Origin of the sequence: Pseudidiomarina salilacus (genome assembly GCF_047323925.1) — a bacterium.
Lineage (GTDB): Bacteria > Pseudomonadota > Gammaproteobacteria > Enterobacterales > Alteromonadaceae > Pseudidiomarina > Pseudidiomarina salilacus.
The window spans coordinates 403,600-414,881 of sequence record NZ_CP178752.1; the positions used below are offsets into that span (position 1 = coordinate 403,600).

General features: G+C 52.4%; 14 protein-coding genes. 6 read left to right on the plus strand and 8 right to left on the minus strand.

Annotation, left to right across the window (positions count from 1 at the left end):
* Positions 1–63: 63 nt before the first annotated feature.
* Genes ACJ8W9_RS11440 through lptM form a run of 6 tightly spaced genes read right to left on the minus strand, consistent with a single transcriptional unit; the run spans position 64 to position 4,624 of the window.
* Positions 64–789 (minus strand): HAD-IA family hydrolase, encoded by a 726-nt coding sequence (locus ACJ8W9_RS11440; RefSeq protein WP_411361128.1) that lies wholly within the window; start codon positions 787–789, stop codon positions 64–66.
* Positions 790–807: 18 nt separating this feature from the next.
* The gene (gene xerC / locus ACJ8W9_RS11445; protein ID WP_411359319.1) at positions 808–1,707 is read right to left on the minus strand and encodes a tyrosine recombinase XerC; all 900 of its coding nucleotides are present in this window, start codon (positions 1,705–1,707) and stop codon (positions 808–810) included.
* Entirely contained in the window at positions 1,694–2,395 is a 702-nt protein-coding gene (locus ACJ8W9_RS11450; protein WP_411359318.1) for a DUF484 family protein, read from the minus strand. The genes xerC and ACJ8W9_RS11450 overlap by 14 nt, the downstream gene beginning before the upstream one ends.
* Complete coding sequence (gene dapF / locus ACJ8W9_RS11455) at positions 2,392–3,198, minus strand: diaminopimelate epimerase (RefSeq protein ID WP_411361140.1); 807 nt, start codon at positions 3,196–3,198, stop codon at positions 2,392–2,394. Before dapF ends, ACJ8W9_RS11450 begins: the two co-directional genes overlap by 4 nt.
* A gap of 11 nt (positions 3,199–3,209) precedes the next feature.
* Positions 3,210–4,463: a diaminopimelate decarboxylase gene (gene lysA, locus ACJ8W9_RS11460; RefSeq protein ID WP_411361129.1), complete on the minus strand. Its 1,254-nt coding sequence runs from the start codon at positions 4,461–4,463 to the stop codon at positions 3,210–3,212.
* Entirely contained in the window at positions 4,460–4,624 is a 165-nt protein-coding gene (lptM, locus tag ACJ8W9_RS11465) for an LPS translocon maturation chaperone LptM (protein ID WP_411361130.1), read from the minus strand. The genes lysA and lptM overlap by 4 nt, the downstream gene beginning before the upstream one ends.
* A gap of 86 nt (positions 4,625–4,710) precedes the next feature.
* Between lptM and cyaY the strand changes: the two genes are divergently transcribed.
* The 5 genes from cyaY to ACJ8W9_RS11490 are packed head-to-tail and all read left to right on the plus strand — an operon-like array spanning position 4,711 to position 9,059.
* Positions 4,711–5,034 carry an iron donor protein CyaY gene (gene cyaY, locus ACJ8W9_RS11470; protein ID WP_411361131.1) on the plus strand — a complete coding sequence of 108 codons (324 nt, stop codon included), beginning with the start codon at positions 4,711–4,713 and terminating at the stop codon, positions 5,032–5,034.
* 13 nt (positions 5,035–5,047) lie between these two features.
* The gene (gene hemC / locus ACJ8W9_RS11475; protein WP_411359314.1) at positions 5,048–5,989 is read left to right on the plus strand and encodes a hydroxymethylbilane synthase; all 942 of its coding nucleotides are present in this window, start codon (positions 5,048–5,050) and stop codon (positions 5,987–5,989) included.
* Entirely contained in the window at positions 5,986–6,765 is a 780-nt protein-coding gene (locus ACJ8W9_RS11480) for a uroporphyrinogen-III synthase (protein WP_411361132.1), read from the plus strand. The genes hemC and ACJ8W9_RS11480 overlap by 4 nt, the downstream gene beginning before the upstream one ends.
* Positions 6,766–6,768: 3 nt before the next feature.
* A complete protein-coding gene (locus tag ACJ8W9_RS11485) occupies positions 6,769–7,908 on the plus strand; it encodes a uroporphyrinogen-III C-methyltransferase (RefSeq protein ID WP_411361133.1) in 1,140 nt (379 codons plus the stop codon).
* On the plus strand, positions 7,905–9,059 hold the full coding sequence (locus ACJ8W9_RS11490; RefSeq protein WP_411359311.1) for a heme biosynthesis HemY N-terminal domain-containing protein: 1,155 nt from the start codon (positions 7,905–7,907) through the stop codon (positions 9,057–9,059). The genes ACJ8W9_RS11485 and ACJ8W9_RS11490 overlap by 4 nt, the downstream gene beginning before the upstream one ends.
* Positions 9,060–9,098: 39 nt before the next feature.
* On the opposite strand, the gene ACJ8W9_RS11495 is transcribed toward ACJ8W9_RS11490, so the two are convergent.
* Positions 9,099–9,677, minus strand: coding sequence for a YceI family protein (locus ACJ8W9_RS11495; protein ID WP_411359310.1), 579 nt, complete (start codon positions 9,675–9,677; stop codon positions 9,099–9,101).
* A gap of 10 nt (positions 9,678–9,687) precedes the next feature.
* Positions 9,688–10,230, minus strand: coding sequence for a cytochrome b (locus tag ACJ8W9_RS11500; protein WP_411359309.1), 543 nt, complete (start codon positions 10,228–10,230; stop codon positions 9,688–9,690).
* 226 nt (positions 10,231–10,456) lie between these two features.
* Here ACJ8W9_RS11500 and ACJ8W9_RS11505 point away from each other — a divergent pair, with 226 nt between their 5' ends.
* Positions 10,457–11,140 carry a hypothetical protein gene (locus tag ACJ8W9_RS11505; protein ID WP_411361134.1) on the plus strand — a complete coding sequence of 228 codons (684 nt, stop codon included), beginning with the start codon at positions 10,457–10,459 and terminating at the stop codon, positions 11,138–11,140.
* Positions 11,141–11,282: the final 142 nt, after the last annotated feature.

Here is an 11,282-nt window from a genome sequence, read left to right on the forward strand (position 1 = left end):
ATCATCCATTGCTTGCAAACGCTGCCAGTGTAAAACGCGACTACTGTATATGCAACCAGTTAATTAGCGCTGCCGCTCTAGTAGCAAGTGCCCCAACTGGCGGTTGTCGTGGTAGGCGACGTGCGGCAGCACGATCAGTGAACTGGCATCATACAAGCCGCTTTTGAACCATGCCGTTTGCCAGCCCATGCGTTGCGCACCGAGTACATCGGCGACCGGACTATCGCCGACATGCAGCCACTGCGCCGGGCACAAGTGTGGGTACGCTTGCTGCGCCACTGTAAACATATCTGGGTAGGGCTTACCACGACGGCCGTCGCCGGGTTGAATGACATGGGTAAAATAATCACGCAGACCAATCTTGGTGGTATCGACATTGCCATTGCTGATGGCGATCAGCGGGTAGTGTTGCCCGAGTTCGCTTAACAGTTGATGCGACTGTGCCGGCACATCGACCTGATTCCGACGCGCCAAAAATGCTGCCAGCACTTGTTCTGCCCCAGCTTCTGCTTGCTTGCTATCGATGCCAAGCTGCATCAGGCCCAAGCGAATGGTTGCCAAGCGCAATAGTGTCATGTCACTGGCGAGATCAGCGTCGGTTTGCATCAACTGCCAACGCCGCTGGGCCCACTCAGCCTGGCTCCATGCGGCAGCTACCGGAAACAGTTCACAGAGTTTGGCGTAGTTGGCGGCTTCAGCAGCGCGCATGACAGGTATGTTGTCGTACAAGGTGTCGTCTAAATCGAAGCTAATCGCACGGATGGGCTGCAGACGGCGATAAAATTGCATGTTAAAACCTGCTGTTGGCTATTTCTTACGGGCTCTTGGGTGTGCGGCGTCGTAGACCTTGGCCAGATGTTGAAAGTCCAAGTGGGTATAGACTTGCGTGGTGCTCAAATTAGCGTGCCCGAGCAACTCTTGTACCGCACGTAAATCACCGCTCGATTCTAACATATGCGAGGCAAACGAGTGGCGCAGTTTATGTGGATGCAGTCCGCCCTTCAGACCTTGTTGCTCGCCCCAATACTGCAGGCGCTGTTGCACCGTGCGCGGGCTAATCCGTTGTTGGCGTTGACTGATAAACAGTGCGACCTCGGTCAAGTTGCCTTGCAGCCAACGGGTGCGCACCGGCAGCCACTTTTGCAGCGCCTGCGCGGCACAGCGGCCATAGGGCACGATGCGGGTTTTATTGCCTTTACCGAGCACACGCAGTTCTTGGTGCCGCGGATTGATAGCATCGATATCCAAGGCTACTAACTCCGCCAGCCGCAAACCACTGCCATACAACAGCTCCATCATAGCGGCATCGCGTAACGCAAGTTCGTCATCTTCAGGGAGTTGTAGCAGTTGGCTGATGCTATCGACATCGAGGTTTTTCGGTAACCGCTTGGCGGCTTTTGGTGCTTTAGTTTGGCGCGCTGGATTGTCATGGCGCCAGCCCTCACGAATGGCATAATCAAAAAACGTGCGCCAAGCTGCCAAGCGTAAAGCGAGTGAAGCATCACCTAAGTTTTTCCGGCGCCAGTTAATAAAGACCCGCTCGAACAGTGGCAAAGTGAGCGCCGCGATCGAGTCACAGCCTTGTTCGGCAAGAAAAGTAACGTCGTGCTTGAGTACACGGCCGTAGTTCGCCAGCGTGTGCTCGGCGAGCCCTCGCTCGCCAGCTAAATGATTGAGAAAGCGTTGCCGTGCATCAAACAGCTTCATGATGTTTAAGCAGCGGCGGCAAGATTTGACTGAGCAGCACTTGCAACTGCTTCACCAGTAGTGTGTCCATAGCTGGTTCGAAGTGACTGGCGTCATGATTGCCAATCGCAAGCATACCCAGTTCACCTTGTTCGCCGAGCAGGAGCAGCACCACCGAAGCGATGGTTTCGTCAGGAAACAGCAATTTCAGCTCGTCGTTGGTGAGTCGCCCAAGATAAATACTGTCTTCGCGAAAACGCTTGCTGAGCAGTTGCTTGTGAGTGTCAGCGGCAAAGGTAAATTGCGCTTCGAGCTCCAACGGACTATCAAAAAACTTCAACGTGAGCGCTGGCATTTGCAGCTGCGTCGAAAAGGTCTCTTGCAGCGAGTCCATCACTTCTTCAAGGCTGCGACTCTGTAACAACTTGACGTAGAGCTCACTAAAATAGCGGAACAGCTCTTCGTTGCGTCGTGCTGTCACCATTAAATCAGTGATTTCTTCTTCCAATTGCTGAACGCGCTGGCGCAACACCGTTTGTTGGCGCTCCACCAGCGACACCGCCCCCTTGCTAGGGTGACGGAGACTCAGTTGCTGCAACAGCGCCGGATGGCGCTCAAAAAAATCGGGATTTTCTTCTAAATACGCAGCAATTAGTGTGTCATCGACAATCGGTTGTTGAGCTTGTTGTTGTTTTGCTTCGTTGCTCATAATTTCATATGTCCGTCGTATACGTGGGCGGCTGGCCCGGTCATCCTTACTTGCTGGCCCGGCTGCCAGCGAATGGTCAACGGGCCCCCTGGCAATTCAACCGTGACCTGCTCATCGAGTTTACCTTGGCGCATGCCAATCACTGCAGCGGCACAGGCTCCACTACCACAGGCCTGAGTTTCGCCAGCACCACGCTCGTAAACCCGCAACTTGATATGACCGCGGTCTACAATCTGCATAAAACCTACGTTCACGCCTTCAGGAAAGCGCTCATGTGCAGCCAATTGTTTACCTAAAGTCGCGACCGGCGCGTGATGAATATCTTCAACTTCAATCACACAATGCGGGTTGCCAAGTCCCATAACCCCACATAATACTGTCTGCTCTTGCACCCGTAAGACGTAGGTCAGTTCTTCTTTTTGTGCTTTAAACGGCACTGCTGCTGGCACAAACTTGGGTTCACCCATTTCTACGGTGATACGCCCATCACGCTCGTGATGCAAGACCAAGTTACCGGCTTTAGTGCTGACCCGTAAGTGCGGCTTATTGCTCAGCCCTTTGTGCCGTACAAACAAAGCAAAGCAACGGGCGCCGTTGCCGCACTGGGCAACTTCGCTGCCGTCCGAGTTGAAAATCCGATAATGGAAATCCAAGTCGGGATCATACGGTGGCTCAACTAACAATAGCTGATCAAAGCCGATGCCGCGATGACGATCTGCCCATTGCCGGATTTGCTCAGGATTCACGTAAATGTTTTGCGTGACGTTATCAATGACCATAAAGTCATTGCCTAAGCCGTGCATTTTACTGAAATTCAAACGCTCTCTCCGAGTATATGTTCACCCTGCCACAAGCTTTCTAACGGCTCACGCTCACGAATTAAGGTTGCACTATCGCCATGCACCATAACTTCGGCAGCGCGCGGTCGCGTGTTGTAATTCGAGGCCATGGTAAAGCCGTAAGCACCGGCATTCATCACTGCTAATAGGTCACCTTCTTGTGCAGCTAAATGCCGTGCATGCCCGAAAAAGTCACCGGTTTCGCAAACCGGACCGACCACATCAACCAGCTGCTCATCGACGCCATCGTGGCGCACCACCGGCTGAATCGCATGATAGGCGTTGTAAAGCGCAGGACGTAGAAGGTCGTTCATACCCGCATCGACTAACAAGAAGTTTTTCTCGCTACCCGGTTTGTAGTATTCGACTTTAGTGACCATGATGCCTGCGTTACCCACAATCGAACGTCCAGGTTCGAGCATGAGCTTGAGGTTACCAAGCTCGGCTGCTTTTTGTTGCAGCGTTTGTAAGTAGTTACTCACTTCGAGCTTATCTTCGTGCTGATAAGGAATACCGAAACCACCGCCCATATCGAGGTGGGTGATCTGGATGCCTTCTTGGCGTAGATCCCTGACCAGCGCGAACATGCGTTCAGCGGCATCAAGAAACGGTTGCGGCGTCAAAATCTGCGAGCCAATGTGACAATCGGCACCACAGACGTTGAGGTTTGGCAGCTGCGCTGCGCGACGAAATACGTCGCGCGCCTCACTCATGGCGATGCCAAACTTGTTCGCCTTCAACCCGGTCGCGATATACGGATGGGTTTGTGCGTCGACATCTGGATTCACGCGCAGCGAAACTGGCGCGGTAACCCCTTTACTTGCCGCAATTTCTTGAATGCGTTCAAGTTCCGCCGCGGACTCCACATTAAAGCAGCCGATGCCTTGGTCTAACGCATAAGCGATCTCGTCGTGACTTTTCCCCACGCCCGAGAACACCACGTCTGCCGCTTTACCGCCAGCGGCCAGTACGCGTGCGAGCTCGCCCCCAGAAACGATATCAAAACCGGCACCCAAACGTGCCAACAGATTCAATACGGCTAAGTTAGAATTGGCTTTGACCGCATAACAAAGTTTATTCGGTGCCGGCCAATGTTTGGCAAACTGCTCCCAGTTTGCTGTGATCGCAGCTTTAGAGTAGATGAACAGCGGCGTTCCATGCTTAGCAGCAAGGTCCGTCACCGCGCAGTCTTCTGCGAACATTTCGGTATCTTTATATTGAAAACTCATGATTTTACGTTGCTATCCTGTACTTGCGTCACGGCTACAGATGCCGATGGCTGATTCTTCTCAGCAGGTGCTGGCATTTCCAATGGACCCTTTTGTCCACAGGCGACCAAGCACAAGCTAGCTGCTACAATGATCGGACGCATTACTTTCAGCTTAAACATCGGTAAACTGTACCCTTGTGATTCGCGATTGAAACGTGTGCTTATCATCGCATTGCAGCGCACAAATGTCATTACTAGGAGTGGACATGCAAGACCATGAATATCATGAGATCGCCGAAGCGACCATTTGGGCGATAGAAGCAGCTTTCGAAAACACCGGCATCGACATCGACACTGAGTGCGATGGCGACATGTTAGAGATCACTTTTCCGAACCGTACGGTAATGGTCATCAACAAGCAGCCACCATTGCAGCAAATCTGGGTAGCGACCAAGTTTAACGGGCATCACTTTGAGTATCGTGACGGTCAATGGATCGATAATCGTACCGGTGCCGAGCTGTGGCAACTGCTCACCGACTCGGGCAGTAAGCAGGCAGAACAAGATTTAACCTTAGACGCACAGAGTTAAGGCGGAGCATCGAATGAGTCAAACATTACGCATAGCCACCCGCAAAAGCTTATTGGCGATGTGGCAGGCCGAACATATTCAGGCGCGTCTTGAAGCATTGCACGAGGGTTTAACCGTCGAGTTACTGCCGATGAGCACCAAGGGCGATATTATTCTGGATACGCCCTTGGCAAAAATTGGCGGCAAGGGGCTATTTGTCAAAGAACTTGAAGTCGCTATGCTCGACGGTCGTGCTGATTTAGCCGTGCATTCGATGAAAGATCTACCGGTCGAGTTTCCGGAAGGGCTGGAATTATTCGGGATTTGTGAACGAGAAGACCCGCGGGATGCTTTCGTGTCGAATCATTACAATAGTCTCGATGAGCTGCCCGAAGGTGCGGTGGTTGGTACCTGCAGCCTGCGGCGCAAGTGTCAGGTGTTGGCGCAGTTTCCGCATTTGGTCGTGAAGGATTTGCGCGGTAACGTGCAAACGCGGCTTGGCAAACTCGACGACGGCCAATTCGATGCGATTATTTTAGCTGCCTCAGGCCTGATTCGGTTGAATCTGGGCGAGCGTATTCGCCAACGCATCCCTGTTGAAGTTTGTCTTCCTGCCAACGGCCAAGGCGTACTGGGTATCGAATGCCGTAGCGATGATGCTACGACCCAAGCTTTACTGGCACCGCTGAGCTGCGCTAATACCACCAGTTGTGTGCTAGCTGAGCGCGCCATGAATCGTCGTTTACAAGGCGGTTGCCAAGTCCCGATTGGTGCTTACGCAGAATTGCACGGCGACCAGTTGCATTTGCGTGGCTTGGTCGGGCGACCCGACGGTAGCGAGATTATCGAAGGCGATATTAAAGGCCACCGCGATCATGCCGAAGCTTTAGGTACTGAGTTAGCAGAATACCTACTGACCCGTGGCGCCGGTAAAATCTTAGCAGACGTCTACGCGGAGAACGACCTACACTCATGAGCCATGTGCTAATTCTGCGTCCAGCGGCCCAGGCCGAGGAACTGCAACAACTGCTCCAGCAACGTGCGGCACAGCACAAAGTGCCGCTGCGCTATGAGCATGCCAGCATGTTGCAGATTCGCGGTTACGACGACCCCAGTCATAGTCTCGCGCAGATATTAGCAACCCCATGGGATGGTGCCATGATGGTCAGTGTTAACGCGGCGCAATATTTCGCTGCGCAAGCGCAGGCTTGGGCGCCAAACCAAGCCATGCCGCGTTGCCGCTGGTATGCCGTCGGTCCGACTTCAGCACGGGCCATTGCACGGGTGGTAAAACGACCAGTAAGTTGTCCATGGCGACAACACAACAGCGATGCATTACTTGCCTTAACTGAGTTACAAAACGTGGCGGAGCAAAATTGGCTGGTCATCCGTGGTCGTGGTGGTCGCGAGCTCTTTGCCGAGACTTTGCGTGCGCGTGGTGCCAAAGTGACACACTTGGAAGTATACGAACGCGTACCAACTGCTCCGAGCGCTGCGCAGATTCGAACCTGGCAGCAAAGTGTCGATACTATTATGGTGAGTAGTGCCGAGCAACTTGGCGCATTTTTGGCAGCGGTTCCACGCCCGGCACTCGACTGGCTCGCACGCTGCACTTGGGTGGTGGCAAGCAGCCGCCTACAACAATTATTACCTGCTGCTATTACAAAACATGTTGTAGTAGCTGACAGCGCTGCCAGTTTTGCTATGGTAGAAGCATGGCAACGGGCTTTGCAATCAATGAAGGAAGCATAACTTATGGCACAAGACAGCCAACTCGCGGAAACTACCGAACCGACGGTTGACGCTACCGACGATACGACCGCATCAGCAGAAACGGCTCCGCAACGCCGTAAGGCCAGTCTCCTGCCTTGGTTAGTGATTGTATTGTTGTTAGCAGTGCTCGCCGTAAGTGGTTGGTTAGGTTACCGCTATGTCTATCAAGACTTACTCGCCACCAATGCCCAGTTACAGACGACAAGTGAGCAACAACAGCAGCAGTTAAGCGACTTAGAGCGCGAACTGGCAAACCTTGCACAGCAACAAAAGCGCTTACCCAACGATGTGCGTGAGCAGCTTGCCGATGCCACGCGGGAGCGCCAACGCCAATTAGCGGCACAAGCACAGGAACTGGCTGACTTGCAACGGGCGGTGCAGGGCGTGCAAGCAGAGTTTGCCAGCCTTGATGTTTCGCAAGCGACGGAATGGCGCATTATCGAAGCTCGGCATTTAGCTGAGCGCGCCAACAACAAGCTTTATATCGACCAACAACCAACGGCAGCTATACAGTTGTTGGAACTTGCTGACAGCCACCTAGTAGCGTTGAATAACCCAGCTTTCCAAACTGCGCGCCAAGCCATTAATGACGATAAAGTCGCGCTACAAGGCTTAACCACCGACGCGCACTTGCAAGTTGCGATGCAGCTCAGCAGTTTGCGACAACAGCTGCAACAACAAGATTGGCAGCTGCGCGCACCAAGCTTTTCGGTCACCAGCGAAACCACACCTGCCGACGCACCTTGGTACACCCATCTGCAAGACAATGCGCAAACACTGTTCAACCAGTTAGTGCGCATCGAGCATCGTGAACAGCCGATTCAACCGCAACTGTCTGCGGCTTTTGTCGCTTTGGCAAAACAGCGTGTACTGTTGCAATTACAATTGGCGCAACAAGCCGCACTGAGCCAATCAGCCGAGCTCTATCAGACGAGTTTGCAGGAGGCGCAAGACTTATTGGCGCAACTCGCCAGCGACAGCGAGCTGCCAGTGCAAGCATTGCAGAGTGCGCTTGGCGAATTAGCGCAACAGCAATTAGTGCTAGAGTTGCCAACCCAGTTGCGCAGTCCAACTGTACTTAACCGCATGGCAGCCAATCTGAGCGCGGGAGCAGCGCAATGAAATATGCATGGATCATTGTCTTACTGCTGATTGCGGGCTTGTTTATCGGGCCATTGTGGGACGGTAATACCGGCTACGTGCTCATTGCGGTGGGTAACTATACGATTGAGACCAGCTTGGTCGCTTCGGTGATCTTGTTGGCTGTGGCTTTCATTCTTGTGCGTTTTCTTTGGCACTTCATCATGCGCCTGGTGCGCGGCACTTCATGGGGCATCAAGTGGTTCGGCCGGCGCCGTGACAGTAAAGCCCAAGCAGCCACCGAGCAAGCCGCTGCTGCTTTGGTCAACGGTGATTATCGCGCCGCCTCTACAGCATTTAATCGCAGTTGGCAGTTACGCCATGACGGCACGGTTGCTCTTCTCGCCAGTTACTCTGCGGCGCAACTGGAGGATTTCGAACAAGCGCGTGATTGGCTACAGCATGCACCGACGCCTGACCATATTGTGTTAGCCGAAACTTTGTTTAGCATGCAGGAAAATCCAAAACTGGCAGCCCAGCATGTGGTCGAAATCCAACGCTTGCGTAAGCAATACCCGCAACACCCACAACTGTTACGGCTGGCCTTGCGCGCCTATGAAAGCTTACATCGCTGGCAAGATATCATCGACAGCCTCGCCGATGCGGAACGTTTACAAGTCTTTTCCGCCACTGAACATACTACGCTGACCGAACGCGCCTACCGCGAACATTTTCTCGCGCTAGGTCGCAATGGTAATAGTGCCTTGCAAACTGGCTGGCGTGAACTGTCGCGCGACGTAAGACGTCGTGCAGCGATCCGACGCGCTTATTTGCAAGCCTTGGTGCAGTTACAGCAAGAAGAAGCCGCTGACAAAGTCGCAGCGCGTGGTTTAAAACGCGGTGATTTACAGCTTGCTGAGTTGTTACAGCAACAATTATTGGTAGCCGGTCCGGAGTTACGTGATTACTTACAGCAACAATTAAAGAAAACGCCAGAAGATGGCTTATTGCTGCAAGCGATGGGACAACTGGCGATGCGAACCAAGGAATGGTCATTAGCCGAGCGCGCTTTACGACGTGCGGCTGAACTTGTACCGTCGCAGCGTCTCTGGTTAGATCTTGCCCAAGTTTACGCAGCCCAAGGTAATTCGGCTGCAGCGTTGAGCGCCTACGAAAAAGCGCTGCGTCATTAAACGCAGCGCTCTCTTCTTTTCGTCGTTAAAGCCGTCGGCTTACTGACGAATACCTTCGATCGATAGGTACATATCGACAGTTTTTGCAGCAGGACCTAAGTCATAATCAATACCGAAGTCCGCCAACGTCAAGGTTACTGACCCTTCAAAACCGCGACGGAAGCCCCCCCATGGATCTGGACCTGCACCCACTTCGCTTACCGCAATTTCAATCGGTTTGGTAACGCCACGTAAGGTCAGGTCACCACTCAAAGTGCCCGTGCCATCACCATTAGGTGCGTAGCTGGTAGAAACGAAGCGTGCTTCTGGATAATCATCAACGGCCAAGAAGTCGTCGCTACGCAAGTGCTTATCGCGCTCGGCATGGTTGCTGTCAAGGCTGGTCGTGTCGATGGTGACCTCTACTTTAGCCGCGCTTGGATTCGCTTCGTCATAGCTAAAGGTGCCATCGAAGTCGGTGAACTCACCAAGCAAATAGCTGTAGCCCAAATGGCTAATTTTGAATTGTACAAAAGCGTGTTGGCCTTCGATATCAATCACATAGTCTTCTGCTTGTGCGGTGCTTACCGCTGAACTCATTACCGCACCAAGTGCTGCAGCTAAGATTAACTTTTTCATATACTAGCTCCTATCGTTGTGGTTTAAGCATGCGTTTAAGCGTGTCATGCTTGTTCCAAAAGTGATGTTTTAACGCAGCAAGGGCGTGCCCACCTGCCAAAATAACTAAACTTAAAGCGGCGTACCAATGCACGTCGCCGGCAATGTCTTCTTGGTTCGGAATGCTGGTGATAAAGGCCGGCACTTCAAACCACCCGAATACTTCAATACCGCGCCCGTCGGCTGTTGAGATCAAATAGCCACTGAGCATAGTCACTAAAAGCAGGGTGTAGAGCAGTCCATGGCCGATCCCTGCTGCCACTTGTTCAAACCTTGCTCCCTGTGCCTTAGGCTTGGGATTGAACCAACGCCACAGTATTCTGATCAGCGTCAGCGCGAGTAAACAAATACCAAACGACTTATGCCACCATGGGCCTTCGCGATACCACGGGTCGTAGTAGCTCAACGTCAGCATCCAATAACCGAGGGCAAATAGTCCGATAACGGTGACCGCTGACAGCCAGTGGATGACGATGGCAGCCCAACCGTAACTGGTTGTGTTATTTCGCAACATAATGTTTCCTTACGCTTGTTGAGGGTCATTTTAGTTGAAGCAAATGAAATAAAAAGCGCTATATTTCGCATCATTCATTCGATTTATTAGAATTGAAGGGTGATCCGTTACTCGTTATTCGTTAGGGGGTGCTTATTTGAACCTTCCCCTAACGAATAACCATTAACGAATAACGTTCTTTTCATCTAGTATAAGTACGGAATGTGGGGACTTATAGGACAAACAAATGAAACTTACTTTACTCGCAGCATCGACTGCATTTTTACTCAGCGGCTGCGTTATCTATGTTGATGGCAAGAGTGGCAACATTGACTGGGGTGACCGTGATCTGACCCATGACACTCGACAGTTGAGCCTTGCCATATCAGATTTAGCAACCCTAGATGTACTCGCTGGTGCGGGTAGCTTGGTGATTGCAGGCGATAGCACTGTCGATACCATCGAAGTCACCGCAGAAGTCTATCATCACGACACCGCGGATATCCGCTTCTCACTTGAAGCACAAGGTGACACTGCTTTTTTGGTGGCAACCTTTGATAACTCCAGCTATGGCTCGAACAATCCATACATGGACGTCACTGTACGAATGCCACAAGACTTGTTGTTAAAGGTAGATGATGGCTCAGGCAACATCGAGATCCGCAACGTCTATGGCGATATAGAAGTCGAGGATGGTTCTGGCAGTATGGACATCACCGATGTCGGTAACTTAACCATTGATGACGGCTCCGGCAGTATCACGGTCAACGGCTCTAATGGCAATGTGGTGATCGATGATGGCTCTGGCGGTATATTGGTTGAAAACGTGCGCGGTGAAGTCACCATCGACGATGGCTCGGGTGATATAGAGGTGCGCGACGTAGGCAAGCTCACCATTATCGAAAGCGGCTCCGGCAGTGTGAAGAGCTGAAGAGCCGTGATTCGTTATTCGTGATTCGTACGCTACGCTATTCGTGATTCGTGCGCTGCGCTGTTCGAACAGCGAGCACCGCGAGCGCACGAACAGTGAGGCTTGCCGAACGTACGAACGACGAACCCCGCAGTCGTTCGTT

Coding starts and splice junctions, on each gene's coding strand:
- ACJ8W9_RS11440 (WP_411361128.1), bottom strand. CDS start 789: ATGCAATTTTATCGCCGTCTGCAGCCCATCCGTGCGATTAGCTTCGAT.
- xerC (WP_411359319.1), bottom strand. CDS start 1,707: ATGAAGCTGTTTGATGCACGGCAACGCTTTCTCAATCATTTAGCTGGC.
- ACJ8W9_RS11450 (WP_411359318.1), bottom strand. CDS start 2,395: ATGAGCAACGAAGCAAAACAACAACAAGCTCAACAACCGATTGTCGAT.
- dapF (WP_411361140.1), bottom strand. CDS start 3,198: ATGCACGGCTTAGGCAATGACTTTATGGTCATTGATAACGTCACGCAA.
- lysA (WP_411361129.1), bottom strand. CDS start 4,463: ATGAGTTTTCAATATAAAGATACCGAAATGTTCGCAGAAGACTGCGCG.
- lptM (WP_411361130.1), bottom strand. CDS start 4,624: ATGTTTAAGCTGAAAGTAATGCGTCCGATCATTGTAGCAGCTAGCTTG.
- cyaY (WP_411361131.1), top strand. CDS start 4,711: ATGCAAGACCATGAATATCATGAGATCGCCGAAGCGACCATTTGGGCG.
- hemC (WP_411359314.1), top strand. CDS start 5,048: ATGAGTCAAACATTACGCATAGCCACCCGCAAAAGCTTATTGGCGATG.
- ACJ8W9_RS11480 (WP_411361132.1), top strand. CDS start 5,986: ATGAGCCATGTGCTAATTCTGCGTCCAGCGGCCCAGGCCGAGGAACTG.
- ACJ8W9_RS11485 (WP_411361133.1), top strand. CDS start 6,769: ATGGCACAAGACAGCCAACTCGCGGAAACTACCGAACCGACGGTTGAC.
- ACJ8W9_RS11490 (WP_411359311.1), top strand. CDS start 7,905: ATGAAATATGCATGGATCATTGTCTTACTGCTGATTGCGGGCTTGTTT.
- ACJ8W9_RS11495 (WP_411359310.1), bottom strand. CDS start 9,677: ATGAAAAAGTTAATCTTAGCTGCAGCACTTGGTGCGGTAATGAGTTCA.
- ACJ8W9_RS11500 (WP_411359309.1), bottom strand. CDS start 10,230: ATGTTGCGAAATAACACAACCAGTTACGGTTGGGCTGCCATCGTCATC.
- ACJ8W9_RS11505 (WP_411361134.1), top strand. CDS start 10,457: ATGAAACTTACTTTACTCGCAGCATCGACTGCATTTTTACTCAGCGGC.